Annotated in this window: 17 protein-coding genes; 4 read left to right on the forward strand and 13 right to left on the reverse strand. The window is 64.2% G+C overall.

Features of this window, described 5'->3' with window-relative positions; all coding sequences use genetic code 11:
• The first annotated feature begins 98 nt into the window (after positions 1 to 98).
• A complete protein-coding gene (locus AB3X98_RS17100) occupies positions 99 to 956 on the forward strand; it encodes an MBL fold metallo-hydrolase (RefSeq protein ID WP_368602098.1) in 858 nt (285 codons plus the stop codon).
• Here the strand turns inward: AB3X98_RS17100 and AB3X98_RS17105 are convergent.
• A complete protein-coding gene (locus AB3X98_RS17105) occupies positions 930 to 1,220 on the reverse strand; it encodes a hypothetical protein (RefSeq protein ID WP_368602097.1) in 291 nt (96 codons plus the stop codon). The genes AB3X98_RS17100 and AB3X98_RS17105 overlap by 27 nt on opposite strands.
• A 20-nt stretch (positions 1,221 to 1,240) precedes the next feature.
• Positions 1,241 to 2,146, reverse strand: a complete 906-nt coding sequence (locus tag AB3X98_RS17110; RefSeq protein ID WP_368610287.1) for a LysR family transcriptional regulator — start codon at positions 2,144 to 2,146, stop codon at positions 1,241 to 1,243.
• A gap of 92 nt (positions 2,147 to 2,238) precedes the next feature.
• Here AB3X98_RS17110 and AB3X98_RS17115 point away from each other — a divergent pair, with 92 nt between their 5' ends.
• Together AB3X98_RS17115 and AB3X98_RS17120 are read left to right on the forward strand one after the other, a co-directional pair.
• Positions 2,239 to 3,600 carry a carboxymuconolactone decarboxylase family protein gene (locus tag AB3X98_RS17115; RefSeq protein WP_368602095.1) on the forward strand — a complete coding sequence of 454 codons (1,362 nt, stop codon included), beginning with the start codon at positions 2,239 to 2,241 and terminating at the stop codon, positions 3,598 to 3,600.
• 178 nt (positions 3,601 to 3,778) lie between these two features.
• Positions 3,779 to 4,060, forward strand: a complete 282-nt coding sequence (locus AB3X98_RS17120) for a hypothetical protein (RefSeq protein ID WP_368610288.1) — start codon at positions 3,779 to 3,781, stop codon at positions 4,058 to 4,060.
• Between the two features lie 117 nt (positions 4,061 to 4,177).
• Here the strand turns inward: AB3X98_RS17120 and AB3X98_RS17125 are convergent, their stop codons facing one another.
• The 7 genes from AB3X98_RS17125 to AB3X98_RS17155 all read right to left on the reverse strand — a co-directional run bounded on the left by AB3X98_RS17125 (position 4,178) and on the right by AB3X98_RS17155 (position 10,898).
• A complete protein-coding gene (locus AB3X98_RS17125; RefSeq protein WP_368602093.1) occupies positions 4,178 to 5,416 on the reverse strand; it encodes an acyl-CoA dehydrogenase family protein in 1,239 nt (412 codons plus the stop codon).
• 69 nt (positions 5,417 to 5,485) lie between these two features.
• Positions 5,486 to 6,250: an SDR family oxidoreductase gene (locus AB3X98_RS17130; protein ID WP_368602092.1), complete on the reverse strand. Its 765-nt coding sequence runs from the start codon at positions 6,248 to 6,250 to the stop codon at positions 5,486 to 5,488.
• A 46-nt stretch (positions 6,251 to 6,296) separates the two neighbouring features.
• Positions 6,297 to 7,316 (reverse strand): phosphotransferase, encoded by a 1,020-nt coding sequence (locus AB3X98_RS17135; RefSeq protein ID WP_368602091.1) that lies wholly within the window; start codon positions 7,314 to 7,316, stop codon positions 6,297 to 6,299.
• Positions 7,317 to 7,338: 22 nt separating this feature from the next.
• Positions 7,339 to 8,013, reverse strand: coding sequence for a histidine phosphatase family protein (locus AB3X98_RS17140; protein WP_368602090.1), 675 nt, complete (start codon positions 8,011 to 8,013; stop codon positions 7,339 to 7,341).
• 95 nt (positions 8,014 to 8,108) lie between these two features.
• Positions 8,109 to 9,008: a LysR family transcriptional regulator gene (locus AB3X98_RS17145; protein WP_368602089.1), complete on the reverse strand. Its 900-nt coding sequence runs from the start codon at positions 9,006 to 9,008 to the stop codon at positions 8,109 to 8,111.
• Positions 9,009 to 9,081: 73 nt separating this feature from the next.
• Positions 9,082 to 9,849 carry a class II aldolase/adducin family protein gene (locus AB3X98_RS17150; protein ID WP_069266807.1) on the reverse strand — a complete coding sequence of 256 codons (768 nt, stop codon included), beginning with the start codon at positions 9,847 to 9,849 and terminating at the stop codon, positions 9,082 to 9,084.
• Positions 9,850 to 9,980: 131 nt separating this feature from the next.
• Positions 9,981 to 10,898 (reverse strand): LysR family transcriptional regulator, encoded by a 918-nt coding sequence (locus AB3X98_RS17155; protein WP_368602088.1) that lies wholly within the window; start codon positions 10,896 to 10,898, stop codon positions 9,981 to 9,983.
• A gap of 115 nt (positions 10,899 to 11,013) precedes the next feature.
• Between AB3X98_RS17155 and AB3X98_RS17160 the strand changes: the two genes are divergently transcribed.
• A complete protein-coding gene (locus AB3X98_RS17160; RefSeq protein ID WP_368602087.1) occupies positions 11,014 to 11,826 on the forward strand; it encodes an alpha/beta fold hydrolase in 813 nt (270 codons plus the stop codon).
• Positions 11,827 to 11,881: 55 nt separating this feature from the next.
• Here AB3X98_RS17160 and AB3X98_RS17165 read toward each other — a convergent pair whose 3' ends face one another.
• The 4 genes from AB3X98_RS17165 to AB3X98_RS17180 all read right to left on the reverse strand — a co-directional run bounded on the left by AB3X98_RS17165 (position 11,882) and on the right by AB3X98_RS17180 (position 16,811).
• Positions 11,882 to 12,940, reverse strand: a complete 1,059-nt coding sequence (locus AB3X98_RS17165; RefSeq protein WP_368602086.1) for a substrate-binding domain-containing protein — start codon at positions 12,938 to 12,940, stop codon at positions 11,882 to 11,884.
• A gap of 24 nt (positions 12,941 to 12,964) precedes the next feature.
• Positions 12,965 to 14,203, reverse strand: coding sequence for an SfnB family sulfur acquisition oxidoreductase (locus tag AB3X98_RS17170; protein WP_368602085.1), 1,239 nt, complete (start codon positions 14,201 to 14,203; stop codon positions 12,965 to 12,967).
• 65 nt (positions 14,204 to 14,268) lie between these two features.
• Positions 14,269 to 15,327 (reverse strand): ABC transporter permease, encoded by a 1,059-nt coding sequence (locus tag AB3X98_RS17175; RefSeq protein WP_069266812.1) that lies wholly within the window; start codon positions 15,325 to 15,327, stop codon positions 14,269 to 14,271.
• Complete coding sequence (locus tag AB3X98_RS17180; RefSeq protein WP_368602084.1) at positions 15,324 to 16,811, reverse strand: sugar ABC transporter ATP-binding protein; 1,488 nt, start codon at positions 16,809 to 16,811, stop codon at positions 15,324 to 15,326. Before AB3X98_RS17180 ends, AB3X98_RS17175 begins: the two co-directional genes overlap by 4 nt.
• Positions 16,812 to 17,103 lie beyond the last annotated feature (292 nt).

Below are 17,103 nucleotides of genomic sequence, written 5' to 3' on the forward strand. Positions count from 1 at the left end.
CTCCGACTTCCTTCCGTTGCTCCGGTCGTGTCCTTGTGGTTGAAAGGTCTATGATGGGACTGTGAGCTTGCCATGCGTTGTCAGGACCCGAGCATCGAATGAAGCCACCACGTAATACCGACTCCGCCCCAGGGGAGTGGTACATCGACACAGCGTGCATCAATTGCGGTGCATCGCGTCATGTCGCGCCTGGGCTGATCGTCGAGCGAAACGACAAAAGTATCTTCGTTCGCCAGCCCGGCACGCCGGAAGAGCAGCTTGCTGCCTGGCGGGCGGTGTTCGTATGCCCAACGGCATCGGTACGCAGCGAAACGAAGCAGCTTCGTCCGAACGCGGTGATCTTTCCGCAGCAAATCACATCGGGCGTGTGGCGCTGTGGATTCAACTCACGCTCATCGTTTGGTGCACATTCGTATTTTGCCTCGCGCGCTGACGGCAATCTGCTGATCGACTCACCGCGCTACACGGCCGAGCTCGTCAAATGGTTCGACGACGCCGGTGGCATCGCACACATTCTTTTGTCGCATCGCGACGACGTCGCAGACGCGGACAAATACGCGCGCCGATTCGGCGCGCGCGTCTGGATTCACCGGGAGGACAGCTCGGCTGCCCCCTATGCAACCGATCTACTCGACGACGTGTCGGCGCCGACCATTGCGGCCGGCGTACAGGCAGTCCCCGTGCCCGGTCACACGCGGGGTAGCGTCGTGTATCTCCTCGACGATCGCATTCTCTGCTCCGGTGATTCGCTTGCCTGGAGCCCACGCGAGCAGGACCTCGTCGCATTCAGGGACGCGTGCTGGTACTCATGGGCCGAGCTCACCGAATCGCTCGGCAAGCTCGCCATGTATCGTTTCGAATGGCTGCTTCCTGGTCACGGCTGGCTCGCACACTTGCCGGCCAAGGAAATGAATGCTCGCCTGGTCGCATTAGTTGCACGCATGCGAAACGGTTGAAATCGCCGGAATAGCGCCTTCCGGCATGAGGCGCTTCGAATCCTTCCTGATTCCGATCTGCAAAGAGGTGGCAAGACTCGGCCAGTTCCGCACACTCGATCGCCAGGTGGACTTCACCGCGAAGCAGACGTTCGCGAGAGCTTTCTCTACTCGCTGGAAGCGCTCGGCGCACCAGCACACGACGTCTTCCTTATCCGGCACACGGTTTTCCCAGGTCCACTGGGCGCCGCCCCAGCGCCAGAAGCGACACAGGACGAACGGCACGGCCGTGGCTATTCCATGCCCTAAGGGAGCAACGCCATTTTGCGCCGCACGATGCGTAACAACGCATCCAACTCTGATGCGTGTTGCGCATTCCTGTAGGCGAGGCCGAATCCGATCCAGAATTCCCCTTCCTTGAGCGGCCTGAAAGTCGCACCGGCGCGCCGCACCTTCGTCATCGACTTCGGTATGAAGCCGATGCCCCGTCCGCTTGCCACTTCGGCCAGCAGGAGGTGGTGATCCGCGGGTTCCGTCAGTCTGCGGCTCGGCGCATGTCCGAGCTTCGCGAACACTTCCTCGTAGTGATCGAAGAATCCGGGATTTGTTCGGCGCTGCGGCCAGAACAGGGGTTGGTCATTCAACTGCGCGATCGACAGAACTTTGTGCCGCGCGAGCGGATGCCGCACGGGGATTACCGCGACCAGCGGCTCTTTGTGCAGCGGTTCAACCACAAGCTCCCCTGTTGCGCTGGGCAGTCCGATCAAGGCGACATCGAGCGCGCCACGCTGCAGGCGCCGGATAAGTTCGACGGAAATGGCGGCAACGAAAGCCAGCGACCCGCCAGGAACCGCTTTCTTGAAGGCAGGCTCGAGGGAAGGAAAGACCTCCGGGTCGAAGACCTTGGTATAACCGACCCTGAGCTGTCGGGGCGTTCCCTTCGAATGCCGTCGTGCGGTTTCGATCGCCTCTGCGGCTTGAAGCAGCGTCTTCCTTGCCCCCTTCAGGAATGCGCTGCCCGCCGTCGTAAGATCCGCGCCCGCCGAATCGCGATTGAGCAACGTCACCCCGAGTTCGCTCTCGAGCTGTTTGATCTGGCGGCTTAGAGGCGGTTGTGACATGTGCAGTCGTTCGGCCGCGGCGCGGAAGGTGCCTTCCTCCGCCACTGCAACGAAGCACTCCAACTGGCGTAGATCGATTCGTATCCTCATGCAGAAAAGGTATCACGAATTTGGTCTTGGCCCATTGCATCTTCCTGCCCGTATGCTTCGTTCCACCGACTTCGAGAAGGAGCAAATCAGACATGGATACGTACAAGCGCAGGGACTTTCTGCAGAGGATCGCCGCAGCCGGAACGCTGGCAGCGGCCGAAGGCGAAACACCGATGAATGGATCTACGGCTCAGACAGGCATGACGGCCTTGTTGGGTGCTTCCGCTGGCGAAACCAGTGCAGAACGTCATTCCCGGGGTATCGAGGTGCTGAAGAGGATCGGTGGCGCGGGCTATGATATCCCGGTCCACCGTCTGGCGCAGGTTGCCCCGGATTTGGCACGATTCACGGTTGAATTTGCCTATGGAGACATCCTGTCGCGGCCGGGGCTGGATCTGCGCCTTCGCCAGATCGCCACCGTTGCCGCGCTGATGGCCCATGGCAGCGTGCAGCCGCAGCTGAAATATCACATGACCGGCTTCCTCAATACCGGCGGAGAGCCGGCAGAACTGGTCGAAATGCTGTTCCAGGCGATTGCCATCCTGGGGTTTCCGGTCTCGATCAACGCCGTGGGCATCGTTCGCGAGATCTTTCTGGAGCGCGGTCTGGCTTTCGATCCGATAGCCCCAGTGTCCGACGACGGCACTGCGCGATATCAGCGGGGTCTCGAGGTGCTCGACGACTTGATGGCTAATCCTGATGAGTACATGGAAAAGCTGGAAGGCACTTCACCCGAGCTCTCCCACTGGGCGGTCGAGTTCGTGTTCGGTGAGATCTTCGTCCGCGAGGGACTCGATCCAAAGGCAAGACAGATCGCGATCATCTCGATGCTCGCGGCAGCTGGCAATCGCAGCGATCTGCTCCACCTTCATATCGAAGCCGGGCTCAAGTCGGGCCTGTCCCGCACCGAGATCACCGAAGCCCTGATGCAACTGGCCGTCTATGCCGGGTTCCCGAGCGCTTTAAATGCCTTTGGGGTTGCGAACGCCGTCTTCACGAAGCCGGAGCAGAAAGAGAAAGAACGAGCAGGCGGCCGGGTACGCGCGAATGCCATCGTCTCCGAAACTCGCAAGGCTCGCAGCGAACGCGGATTGGCGACACTCGCCACGACTTCTGCCCAGGCGGGCGAGGCCGTGGTCAACAGCTTCAACGACCTGGCCCCGGATATCGGCCGCGCCATCGTCGAGCACTCCTACGGCGACATCTTCAGCCGTACCGGGCTCGACGCGAAGACGCGCGAGCTTGCCGCATGCTCGGCGCTCGCCGCGGTGGGAAGCAAAGCGACGGAGACGCCGCTGCGGGTCCATGCGAATGCGGCGCTGACGGCGGGAGCGACGCAGGCGGAAATCGTCGAAACGCTGCTAAACGTCCTTCCCTATCGCGGATATCCCGCAGTCGCGGAAAGCATGCGTGTCGTCGGCGAGGAATTCAGAAAACGCAGCGATCACGCCTGAAAAGCGGCGGGAGAACGGCAACGAATGCCACACGCTTTCGGACACGCGGCCGGCCCGAAGGCAGCACGACCGGTATCGGGAACAGAGCTAGCGGGCGTACGAGAACCTTCAGCAGCGCGCGCTGAACCTCGGCTCACATGGGCAGTCACGCATTGACCAGCTCACCGCGGCAATGCAGTTGCCACCGACGCAACATACCGATGCGTATTTGCACGCGCTGCAGGGCGCGACAGATGACTCGAGGGTGGCCGTCCTGAGTTATCGCCGCGGGTTGCCCTTCGTCGAAACGGCCAACTCGCTGATCGAGAGCCTCGCGAAGCCTTCCCCGTCTGCCGACGAGGAGGAGGCGTGGCGCGAACAGTTGCTGTTCAGGCTCGCCGAGGTGCTGGAGATGGGCGCCGACTTGATCGCTGAAGGCGAAGCGCACCTCGAGCGCAGCGCGCGCGCTGAAATCGAGTGATCGCCCTACGTAGGCGCCCCGGTGTCTAACTGGATGAGTTCAGTCACAGCAACGGTCAATTGCTGAGGAAACGCGATCGCTGCTGGGCGCGTCCCAAAGCGATCGCGAGCCCCCTCGCTAACGCGTCAGATAGGGACTTTCATGGCCCGGCTCATACGGCCGCGCCTTGATCTCCATGCGCGCAATGCTCTGGAGATGCACCTCATCCGGGCCATCCGCGAACTTCAATGCACGCCCCCAGGTCCAGCTATCCGCCAGCGGCGTATCAGGGCTCAGCCCCATCGCGCCGAAGGTCTGCATCGCGCGCTCGCATACGGCCGTGTGCACGCTCGGCACGAGTGCCTTGATCATGGCGATTTCCTTGCGCGCCTCCTTCGCACCCACGTTGTCGATCATCCAGGCCGCCTTCAGCACGAAGAGCCTTGCCTGATCGATTTCGATGCGTGACTTCGCGATCCACTCGCCAACCGAGCCGTGCTGATAGAGCTTCTTGCCGAACGCCGTGCGCGCCTGCGCGCGTTCGATCATCAGTTCAAGCGCAAGTTCGGCGGCGCCGATCGAACGCATGCAGTGGTGAATGCGCCCCGGTCCCAGACGCGCCTGGGCGAGCGCGAAGCCGCTGCCTTCTTCGCCGAGCAGATTCGAACGCGGCACGCGCACGCCCTTGAATTCGATCTCGCAGTGGCCTTCGGGCGCCGTATGATTGACCACCGTGATATTGCGGATGATCTTCACGCCCGGCGTGTCGCGCCGCACGAGAATCATGCTTTGCTGACGGTGCGCGGGCGCCTCCGGGTCGGTTTTGCCCATGACGATGAACAACTGGCAGTTCGGGTGCGCCGCGTTCGTGATGAACCATTTGCGGCCGTCGATCACATAGTCGTCGCCGTCGAGTCGAATCGACGTGGTGATATTGGTCGCGTCCGAGGACGCCACTGCGGGCTCCGTCATCGCAAACGCCGAGCGAATCTTGCCTTCGAGCAGCGGCTCGAGCCACTTCTTGCGCTGCGCGGGCGTGGCGAACATATGGAGCAACTCCATGTTGCCCGTGTCCGGCGCATTGCAGTTGAACACCTCGGATGCCCACGACACGCGCCCCATGATCTCGGCCAGCGGTGCGTACTCGAGATTGGTCAACCGCGTGCCTGGCTCGTCGTCGCGCAGATGCGGCAGGAACAGGTTCCAGAGGCCTTCGGCACGCGCCTTCTCCTTCAGGTCTTCCATGAAGGAAACGGGGTACTGCCCCGCGCTCACTTCTTCATGCCATTGGTGGATGCGCGGCACGATATGCGTGTCCATGAACGCGCGCAACTGCGTGCGCAGCGCTTCGACTTTCGGGCTATAGGCAAAGTCCATCTTGCTCTTCCTTGAATCGTGGTGAATGTCGTGCGGCGCATGGGTCGATGACGCGCGCCGCTCCCATCGTCAAACCGTCAGGCCGCCGTCCACGACGATGCACTCGCCGTTGGTATAGCTCGCCGCGTCGGAGACGAGATAGAGCACGGTGCCGGCCATCTCGCGCGGCTCCGCATGGCGGCGCAGCGGAATCTTCGTCATCCAGCTTTCGTACATGGCCTGGTCTGCGAACAAGGCTCCGGCAAATTTCGTTTTGGTAAGACCCGGTAGCAGCGCATTCACGCGAATGCCGAGCGGGCCGCACTCCTTGGCGAATGCCCGCGTCATGTTGACTACAGCGGCCTTGGTGATCGAGTAGATGCCCTGTTTGTCGCCTGGCTGCAGCGCGTTGACGGAAGCCGTGTTAACGATCGCGCCGCCGCCGTGCTCGCGCATCAGCTTGCCCGCCTCGACCGACATGAAGAAGTAGCCACGCAGATTGACCTCCACCGTCTTTTCGAAGGACGAAAGATCGGTGTCGAGAATGTGGCCGAAGTATGGGTTCGCCGCCGCGTTGTTCACGAGAATGTCCAGCCGGCCATGTTTCGAGCGAATGTGCTGGAAAGCGCCTTGAATGTCGTCGAGACGCCCCACGTGGCACGGATACGCCTCGGCGCTGCCGCCCGCTTCCCGGATGCCGCACGCCACGGCTTCGCAATCGTCGAGCTTGCGGCTCGACACGATCACGTGGGCGCCCTGCTCCGCCAGCAGCTTCGCAATCTCTTCGCCAATGCCACGGCTCGCGCCAGTCACCAACGCAATTTTTCCGTTCAGATCGAACAAATTAGTAGTCACAATTGTCTCCTCAATGTATTCGCGTATCCGCGTCAAACGCCAGGCGTCAGGTGACGTCGACGCCCAACTTCGCGAGCGCGCCGGCCATTTCACCGACCTGGCGCGCCCTCTCATGCGATGCGTTGCCGCCCAGCGCGCGCTTCTTCACGCCCTGCGCGATCGCAGCCAGCCGGAAGAAGCTGAACGCGAGATAAAAATTCCAGTTCCCGATCGATCCGATTCCCCGCAAGCCGCAATACCGCTCAACGATCGCGGCCTCGTCCGGCACCCCAAGCGCCGCCCGGTCCACGCCAGCAAGACCGCCGATATGGCCTTTCGGCGGGAGCCGCAGGCACATGCAGAAGTACGCGAGGTCGGCGAGCGGATTGCCGAGCGTGGAGAGTTCCCAGTCGAGCACGGCGCGAACCTTCGGCGTGCCGCGGTGGAAGATGAGGTTGTCGATGCGAAAGTCGCCGTGCACGAGCGAAGGCTTGCCCGCTTCGGCCGGACAATGCGCCGGCAGCCAGTCGATCAGCGCTTCCATGGCGTCGAGGTCGTCGGTCTGCGCCGCACGATATTGCTTCGTCCAGACTTCGATCTGTCGTGAGAAGTAGTTGCCCGCGCGGCCGTAGTCGGCGAGGCCAACAGCCTCGACGTCCACATCGTGCAAAGCCGCCATCGTGCCGATCAGCGCGTCGTACACGGCGCCGCGCTCTCCAACGGGCAGCGCGGGCAACGCTGGATCCCAATAGATTTCGCCCTCTTCGAAACTCATCACGTAGAACAGGCTGCCGATCACGTCGCGGTCCTCGCAAAGATGCAAGGCCCGCGCAACAGGAACCGATGTATCGCCGAGCGCGCTCAGCACGCGGAATTCGCGGTCCACGGCATGCGCGGACTTGAGCAGTTCGCCGGGCGGCTGACGCCGCAGCACATAGCGGCCGCTTTGCGCCTCGAGAAGAAACGTGGGGTTCGATTGCCCGCCGGCGAACTTCTCGACGACCATCGGCCCCTGAAAGCCGGGCACGTGCGCGGTCAGATAGCGCGCGAGTGCATCGACATCGAACTGAAGACTTGCATTCATCATGGAGCGGGAATCCGGATTCGAATCAGCCATAGGTGACGAGTTCGCGCCTCTCGGCCTGTTCGAGATGCGGCAAGGTGTTGAAGGTGACCAGCGACATCGCGCTGTCATTGAAGACGTACTGGCTCACGCTGCTGTTGCGGATCTGCATGTTGAGCGCGATGGCGGCCGCAGCCGGCGCCTGCAGAACCTGCTGGGCAAACACCGCGATCGGTCCGCCCGAACTCACCACCAGAATGCGCTTGCCGCCGCTGCGCTGAATGGCGAGACGCGCACGCTCGCAGCGCGCCTGAAACTGCCCCCAGGTCTCGGGAATGCGTCCGGGCAGCTTGTCTTCGGACCAAAGCTGCAAGACCTGCTTGAGCCCCTTGTAGAAGGACTTCATCGAGCCTTCGGCGAGCAGGCCGGGCGCGAGTCCGCTCTCGCCGAGCGCGGAAAAGAGGGCGTGAAAATCGTACTCGTTCAGATCGGCGTCCTGCACGACCTCCACTGTCGCGCCGCCCATCGCGGTGATCAAGGCGTCGGCGGTTTGCGCGTGCCGCCGCATCGTACCGGTCACGACGCGATCGAACGTCAGGGCCGCCTGCGCGCAATATTCGCCCAGCCAGCGCGACTGGGTAACGCCGGAAGAGGAAAGCTCGTCATAGTTTTCGGCGCCGAATGACGCCTGCCCGTGCCGTACCAGGTAGAGTTCCGCCATGCCAACCTCGTCTAGACATGACGCAAACGATACCGGGACACTGGCTATTCAGGAAATTTATTCTGGTGATACCGCGCCATAACGATTCGTGACACCTATGGACGCTGCTTGCGCATGAGACGGCCAATCTGCTCGCGCAGCCAGCGATGGGCCGGATCGGTCGTGACGCTGCGGTGCCAGTAGCCATGCGTCTCGAGATCGGGGAGATCGAACGGCAGCGCCAGTATGCGTGCGTCATAGCGCTTGAGCAACATGAGCGGCGCAGTCAGGACGAGATCGGTGCGCATCGCGATAAGGGGCGCGACGAGATAATGCTGAACGCGGGTCTGGATGGTGCGCCGAAGTCCCAGCTTGTTGAGTTCGGTGTCGACGAGACCAGGTCCCTGCCGGCGGCTGGACACATGGATATGGCCGAAGCGCAGGTAGTCGTCGATCGTGAGCTTCTTCTTCGCGAACGGATGGCCCTGGCGCAGCATGCACGCGTAACGGTCGCGGCCCATCGGTTCCTGCTCCAGGTACGGATCGTCGATGAGCGGCGCGTCGATCGCCAGGTGGACCGCGCCGCTCGCCAGCGCTTCCGGCACATCGCGGCGCGTCGTGAAGTAGCTCTCGATGCGGATGCCGGGCGCAAGACGCTGCAACACCTCTTCCAGCGCAGGAAGCAGCATGGTCTCGGTCAGATCGTTCATGCTGAGCCGGAAGGTTCGCTGCGACGAGGCCGGATCGAAGCGTTCACCGGCATGGGTGCTCGAATCGAGCAACTGCAGTGCCTCGCGCACGCGCCCGATGATGTTTTCGGAAACGGGCGTGGGCATCATGCCCGCCGGCGTGCTCACGAACAGCGGATCGTCGAATGCCTTGCGCATGCGCGCCAGCGCGTTGCTCACGGCGGGCTGCGTGATGAAGAGCAACTCCGCCGCACGCGTAAGGTTGCGCGTTCGATAGACGGCCTCGAACACGACGAAGAGATTCAGATCGACTTTGGATGGGCGCATGGTCCCGAGCCTAACCGGCCCATCGCAATGCCGTCAATCGAGGGCGTGATCGGGCATCGCGTCGCCTCGAACGTCAGTCCGCATACCCCGGATAGGCTCGATCGAGCCGGCGCAGCAGACCGGGCCAGACGAGCGCCCCTGGCATGACGCCCCGCGTCACTGCCACGATCTGCTGCCTGAAGCCGTCGAGAATGGGCTGCGCGATTGGCGTGAGCTTCGCGCCGCCCGACTGCGCGCGCACCTGGATCATGCAGGCCGCCTCGAAGAAGTACATCGCGACAAAGGCGTCCGCCGGCGTGCTTCCGACGGTCAGCAGCCCGTGGTTACGCAACATCAGATACATTTTGTCGCCGAGGTCTCGAACCAGACGCGGCTTTTCGGCTTCGTTCAGCGCAAGGCCTTCATAGTCGTGGTACCCGAGCGACGCCAACACCCCGAGCGACTGCTGCGAGAGCGGCAACAGTCCCGCCTCCTGGGCCGACACGGCCACGCCGTTGATCGAATGCGTGTGCATCACGCAATGCGCGTCGTCACGCGCCGCATGCACGGCGCTATGGATCGTGAAGCCAGCGGGATTGATGTCGTACGGCGACTCGCTCACCTTGCGGCCATCGAGGTCGATCTTCACCAGCGAGGACGCCGTGATTTCCTCGAACATCATGCCGTACGGGTTGATCAGGAAATGATGCTCCGGGCCGGGCACGCGCGCCGAGATGTGGGTAAACACCAGATCGTCCCAGCCGAACAACGCTGTGAGGCGATAAGCAGCTGCCAGATTGACGCGCGCCTCCCATTCGGCGGGTGACACGTCGTTCTTGACATTGACACAGGGTGAAGCCATGTCGACGCTCCTTGGTTGGTTTGGTGAACTCCAGAGAGTCCTCATGATGCGTGCGAACTCCCCGAAAGATTGTCGGCCAGGCGACAACTCCATTCAACCGCGGCCGGCACATGCCATTCGATACTGCTCGCCTAAGGCTCCGCCTTGCGATCCCACGGCGGTTCGTCGCCAAACGTCTCGGCGAGGTAATCGACGAACCGGCGCACCTTGAGCGGTATGCGCCGCACGCCCGGATACACCGCCTGAATCGCCAGTTCCGTCGCGCGATAGTCCGGCAGCAGCGCCACCAGTTCGCCGCGCCTGAGGTGCTCGCCGAACACGAAGGTCGGACCATAGGCGATGCCGGCACCCGCCAGCGCCGCGCCGAGCAGCATCTGCGTATTGTTGGCCGCCAGCCGGCACGGCCCGTCGATGACGTGTGCGCGGTGGCGCGCATCGAGCAACGTCCAGTCGCCCACCGACACCGCCTCGCTGAAGGCGAGGCGCTGCACGCGCCGCAACTCGTCGGGAGTGCGCGGCGTGCCATGGCGCTCGAGATACGCGGGCGACGCACACACGACCATCCGGCACGCTGCGAGCCGGCGCGTTACGAGTCCCGGTTCCTGCAGCCGTCCGATCCGGATCGCGACATCGACGCCCGCATCGATGAGATCCACGTAGCGGTCCCCCAGCAGCACCTCCACATTCACGTCCGCATGATCCTCCAGATAGCGCGCGACGACTCCACCCAGATGCATCGCGCCGAACGTCACCGGCGCGGCGACGCGCAGCACGCCGCGCGCCGTGCCCTGCGAATCGCTTGCCTCCCGATTCGCTTCGTCGAACGCTTCGAGAATCCGCTTGCAGCGATCGTAGTAGGTGCGGCCGACATCGGTCAGGCTCAGGCGCCGGGTCGTTCGCTGAAGCAGCCGCGCATTCAGTTCGGCCTCGATTGCGCTCACGTGCTTGCCGGCCATCGCGGCCGACAGCCCGAAGCGCCGCGCCGCCGCGGCGAGGCTACCCTCCTCTACGGCGGCGACAAAGACGCCAAGGCTCGTCAGTCGGTCCATTGGTTCCTCAAATTCGATATTCCGATTATCGACTGACAATACTGCAACGGCAATTATCGAACCCAAGGATTGAATCTACCATGCATCCATCACCCAATCGGGAAGGAGCCTGGCAATGGAAATCAAGTCGAACGGCACACGGATTCACGTCAAGGAGCAAGGCAACGGCGAGCTGGCGCTGGTGTGCCTGCACTACTACGGCGGCTCGTCGCGCACATGGGACGATGTAGCGAGCGAACTGTCCGACCGGTATCGGATCGTAGCCACCGATCACCGCGGCTGGGGCGATTCCGAGGCGCCGGCTGACGGCTACCGCATCGCCGATCTCGCCGCAGATGCCGAGGGTGTCATCGAGGCGCTGGGCCTGCAGCGCTACGTGCTTGTCGGGCATTCAATGGGCGGCAAGGTCGCGCAACTGATCGCATCGCGCCGGCCGGGCGGGCTCGAAGGTCTCGTGCTCGTGGCGCCTTCGCCGCCGTCGCCGATGGTCCTGTCGGACGAGCAGCGCGCGACGTTGACCGGCGCGTATCAATCGCGCGCATCGGTCGAATACGTCATCGACCACGTGCTGACCGCGAAATCGCTCGACGCCACCCGCCGCGAGCAAGTCATCGAGGACAGCCTGAAGGCCGCGCCGCAGGCCAAGGCGGCCTGGCCGAACGTAGCCATGCGCGAAGACATCACCGAGGCGGTGGCATCCGTCAACGTGCCGACCATCGTCATTTCAGGAGAACTCGACCAGGTCGATGGCGTGGCGACGCTGCAGGCGGAACTGCTGCCGCGCATCCCGCACGCGGCGTTGCACATCCTGCCCGGAACGGGACACTTGTCGCCGCTCGAAGCGCCCGCCGATGTGGCGCGGGTCATTGCGCGGTTCGTCGGCGCGAATATTCCCGCGCGACGCATTGACTCGAAAGCAGCGGAGTGAAGGGAATGGAACCCGGCGCAACTCGCCGGGTGCTCAGCCCGCGCCGCCATCAGGGTTACTGATCGACGGGAATCCAGTTCGCCGTCGCCGCGTCGCTGGCCCGGAATGCCGGGAATTTTGCCCCCAGTTCCGCGATGGTGTGGATATCGTTCTTGACAAGATCGTCGCGCGTGACGAGCGTGGGCTTCACGAGGATGTGATGGTCGAGCGGCTGCCCGGCCACGTCGAGCGCCGCGGCGCGCACCGACACGGCGCCCACCACGGCGGGGTTGGTCGCCGCGGTGGCGACCCATGCGCTGTTCGGCGCGCGAATCGCCTCGATGTCGGCAGTCGAGATGTCCGCGCTGTAGATCCGCACCTTGCTCGCCACGTTCGATTCATTCGCCGCGAGATTGGCGCCGCGCGCAAATTCGTCATAGGGGGCAATGACCACGCGAATATCCGGATGCGCGCGGTAGGCGGCAGCCGCCTGATTGGCAACCGACTGCGCAATCGGATTGTCCACGGTGCCCCAGCGCGCCTTTTCCTGGATGCCGGGATGCTCGTGCTTGAACGTCTGCCAGACGGCGTCGCGCCGGTCGAGCGGCGCAAAGCCCGCTACGTACACGTAGCCCGCGGAAAACGCGTTGCCATTGTCCTTGACGGCCTGAGCGAGCAGCAGCGAAGCGAGGTCGCTGTCGCTCTGCTCGATTTGCGGGACCCTGGGGTTCGCCAGATTGACGTCGAAAGCGACGACCTTGATGCCCTTGTCGAGCGCCTGCTGCACGACGTCCTTGAGCGACTCGGGCAAGCCGTGGTTGACGATGATCGCCGACACGCCCAGATTGATCGCCTGCTGGATCTGGTCGCGCTGCTCGGCCGCGTCCTGGCGCCCTTCGTAAATGCGCAGGTCGATGCCGAGCGCCTTCGCCTGCTTCTGCGCGCCCGCCTCGTAGGCCTGGAAGAAGTCGCCCTCCGAAAGATAATTGACGAGCGCGATCTTGACGCCGCCTTTGTCGAACGGCGCCGGGGCGCCCGCCAGGGTGGCCGCCTGCGCCGTGAGCGTGCCGAACAGGCCCGCCGTGCAGAGCGCCAGCGCGCTGTTGCGAATGAGCCGTTGAATCGATGTCTTCATGACGTTCCCGTTTGTGCGATGGGGTCAGTTCCAGGCGTGACGTGCCGGCTTGACGCCGTTGAGGTAGTAATTGCCAACAAGGTGATACTTCCAGCGCACCGGATCGTGCAGCGTGTGCGTTCGTGCGTTGCGCCAGTGGCGGTCAAGGTTGTGCACGTCCAGCGTCGACTGCGTGCCGGCCAGTTCGAACAGCTTCTCGCCGGCCAGCAGCGCGACTTGTGTCGTGAGCACCTTCGCCTCGCCCACGGCGACCGAGGCGCGCGCCACGTCGTCCTCCGTCGTCTCGCCCTTTGCGGCGAGTTCGTCGAGTACACGCGCCGCACGCTCGAGCAAGGCCTCGGCGGCATGCAGCTGGATATGCAGATTGCCGACCTCGCGGATCGTCAGGGGGTCGTCGCTTGCACGCTCGACGCCGCTATCGACCCACGGCCGCGAGCGAGAGCGCACGAACGCGAGCGTGTCTTCGATCGCCGCGCGGGCAATGCCTGCGTCGATGGCGGCCTGGATGATCTGCGAGAGCGGACCGTTGAGCGTGGGCTGCTCCGACACGCGATGCGCGGGCAACACGAGCCTTGCCGGCACGCGCACGTTCTCTAGCGTCACGGTGCCGCTCGCGGTGGTGCGCTGGCCGAAACCGGACCAATCGTCGACCACGCTGAGCCCTGGCGTGCCGCGCGGAATATAGGCGAGCCAGCCCCTGCGGTCCTCGTCGAGCCCGAGCACGGGAACGTAATGCGCGAACAGGGCGCCCGTCGAATAGAACTTGGTGCCGTCCACGACGTAGTGATCGCCGTCGCGGCGCACGCGCGTCTTCAGGTCGAGCACGTGTTTCGTGCCCTTTTCCGAGAAGCCGTTGCCAAAGCGCTTGCCGGCGATGACTTCGCCGAACAGCTCGCGCTTTTGCTCCTCGGTGCCCGTCAGGGCGATCACATCGACGAGGCCGAAGTGATTCTGCGGCAGTTGCCCGAGCGACGGGTCCGCAGCCGCAATGATCTTGACGACCTCCGTGAGCGTGACGTTAGACACGCCAGCGCCGCCATACGCTTTGGGCACCGTAATGCCCCACAGCCCCGAGCGCGAAAACCACTCGATCTCCTCGTGCGGCAGGCGCCGCTCGCTGTCGCGCTGCGCCGCGCCAACGGCCAGCCGCGCGGCCAGCTCCGTTGCGACAGCGATCGCTTCGTTTTCCGTAGCAATCACATGCGCGGCCTCCGTTACGGGAGCGGCGCCCAGTGTCTCGCTGCCTGCCAGTGTCTCTGCCATGATTTGCTCCGCTCGATCAGATTGTGTAACTCGCTAACCACGAAATTGCCGGGCGTCTGCCGGCTTCAGTTGCGTCCTTCCGCCCGGCGCCCGATGCTGAACGTGAACGCCAGCGCCACGACCAGCAATGCGCCCTTGATGAAGTCCTGGAGGTAATACGGGGCGTTGAGCATCGTGAGCCCGTTGAGCAGCACGCCGACGAACACCGCGCCGATCACCGTGCCCGGCACATTGGGCCGCTTCGCGCCCCATACCGCATAGCCAACCAGCGCTGCCGCCACCGCATCGAGCAGCAACGAATGCCCCGCGCTCACGTCGCCTCGCCCCACGCGCGCGGCGATGAGCAGCCCGCCGAGCGAGGCGATCGTCGCGGAAGCGACATAAGCCGCGAGCCGGTAGCGGGCCGTTGGCGCACCGGCTAGCCGGGCCGCCGTCTCGTTGCCGCCGATCGCATAGACCACCCGGCCCCAGCGCGTGGAGCCCATGACAAATGAGACGAGCGCGGTCAGCACGAGCAGCACGATGACAGGCACCGGCACCACATCGAGGAGGCGTGCGCGGCCTAGCGCGAGGAACGCATCGGGGAACGTGCCGCTCGCTTCGGTGCCGTCGGGCAGGATCGTGCCGCTCGCAAGCGAGCGGCCGCCGGTGGGAATCAGTTGCAGGCCTGCAAGCAGGAAGAGCGTGCCGAGTGTCGCGAGCTGGTCCGGGACATGCAGGCGCGTGATCAGCAACCCGTTGAAGAGCCCCGCCGCCACACCCAGCGCGAGACACGCGAGCACGGCTTCCCAGCCGTTGCCGTGCCACACCACGAGCACATAGCTAGCGGCCATCTGCGCCGAGGCGGCGACACTGCCCACGGAAAGATCGAAGCCGCCCGCGGCGAGCGTGACCGTTACACCGATGCCGAGCAACGCCACGATCGAGACGGCCTGCAAGATGCTGAACAGGTTCGCGACGTTCAGAAACGCGGGTTCGCGAACCGTGAAGATGACGCCAAGAGCGACGAGCACGAGCAGCAGCCCGCCGCGCTCGAGCGCGACGAAGAGGCTGTGCCGGCGCTGCCGGGTCGTGTCGCGCGCGGAAGACTCGTCCGATGCTGCCGTGGGGGTGATGGATCTCATGAGTGGGCTGATAAGAGGGATTCCGCTACGGCTACGCGTTCGACTGTGCCGCGGTCGAACAGGACGATGCGGTCGGCGACTTCATGCGCCTCTTCGAGGTCGCTGACGAAAACGAGCGTCGCGCGCGTAGCGGCGCGCTCGCGCAACGCGGCGGCGATATCGGCCCGTGCGCCCGCATCGACGCCCTGGAACGGCTCGTCGAGCAGCAGCAGCCGGGCCGGCTCGGCGTGCCAGCGCGCGAGCAGCACCTTCTGCTGATTGCCGCCCGAAAGCCGCGCGACGCGGTCGTCCGGACCCGAGCAGCGAATGCCGAATGTCTCGATGGCGTCTTGCGCCTGCGCGGCTTCGCGATCGCGAGGCAGGCCCACGCCGCGCTGCCAGCGGGACAGAAACGGAAAACTGATCGTGCCGGCGATCGATGCGAACGCAACGGTGTCGGGAAAGAGTGACGTGCGCCACCGGTCTTCGCCGGCGAGAAATACGCCCGCGCGGATCGCGTCGGTTGGCGAGCGCGGGGCCCAGGCGCTGCCGTAAAGGCGCATCTCGCCCGCGGTCGCGCGCAACGCGCCGAATATCACCTGGGCAAGCCTCGACTTCCCCGCGCCGACCGGGCCGACAACCGCGACGATCTCGCCTTGCTGCACGTCGAGATCGAACGCGTCGCCATGCGCCGTGAGGCGCAAGCCGCGCAGCCGCAATGCGGGTTCCGCGCCCGCCTCGCCCGTGCGTGGCAAGACTCGCGCCTGCGGCAGTGCGCGGCCGATCATCGCCTCCAGCGCCGCGTCGAAATCGATGGGCGCGCTCTGTTCGGCCACGATGCGGCCGTCACGGAGCACGGCCACCCGCGAAGCCAGTCTTCGCAGGTCGCCAAGCCGATGCGAGACGAGCAGCACCGCCACGCCCTCCGCGCGCAAGTCATCCACTAGCGCATGGAGCCGTGCGGCCTCGCTCGCGGAAAGGCTGGCCGTAGGCTCGTCGAGAATCAGCAGCCGCGGGCGCGTAGCCAGCGCCCGCGCGATCACCACGCGCTGCTGGCCGGCGAGAGAAAGCGAACCGAGCGGTGCCGTGAGGTCGGCTTCGAGCCCCACGCGCGCGGCCAGCGCGGCTGCACGGGTGTAGCGGGAAGCGCGCGGCGTCCACCAGCGCGCTCCGCCGCCGCAAAGTTCGTCGAGCAGAAGATTGTCGGCAATGGACAGCGCGGGCACCACGGCGTCGGCAATGCTCTGATGCACGGTCGCCACGCCCAGACGCTTCGCCGCCTGGGGCGAACCCGGCGCATAGGCGTGTTCGCCGAGCGTGAGCCCGCCTTCGTCCTGCGAATTCACGCCGCTCAGGATCTTGACGAACGTCGATTTCCCGGCGCCGTTCGCGCCCATCAGCGCAACGACCTCGCCGGCGTGGATGGAAAAGTTCAGCCGCGACAGCGCGAGCGTCGCGCCAAAACGCTTCGTGATCGAGTGGGCAGTCAGAATCGGAGCGGACATCGCTGGGGTTAGCCGGTTGGAGATCGCTAGCGGACAGTGCTGCCCATCGTAGCGAGGCATGGGAGAGAGCCCAACGAAGCGATGCTCATATTCATGCGTCTGCATTTGATAAGGCACCCTACAGAAAGCGGCCTGACAGGAACAGGGCGTATCCGCTGTCGCAACAGCCAATTCGACGACATTGCAAAGAACGCGCAGAAGCAAATCGGGCAAGCCGATATCGATTCATCAATCAGTTATTGGAGCCGCAGCGCGCGGGTTTCTATACTTTTCTTCTTCGCTGCGTGGTGCG

The sequence above is a fragment of the Paraburkholderia sp. BR14312 genome (genome assembly GCF_040948675.1).
Taxonomy (GTDB): domain Bacteria; phylum Pseudomonadota; class Gammaproteobacteria; order Burkholderiales; family Burkholderiaceae; genus Paraburkholderia; species Paraburkholderia nodosa_A.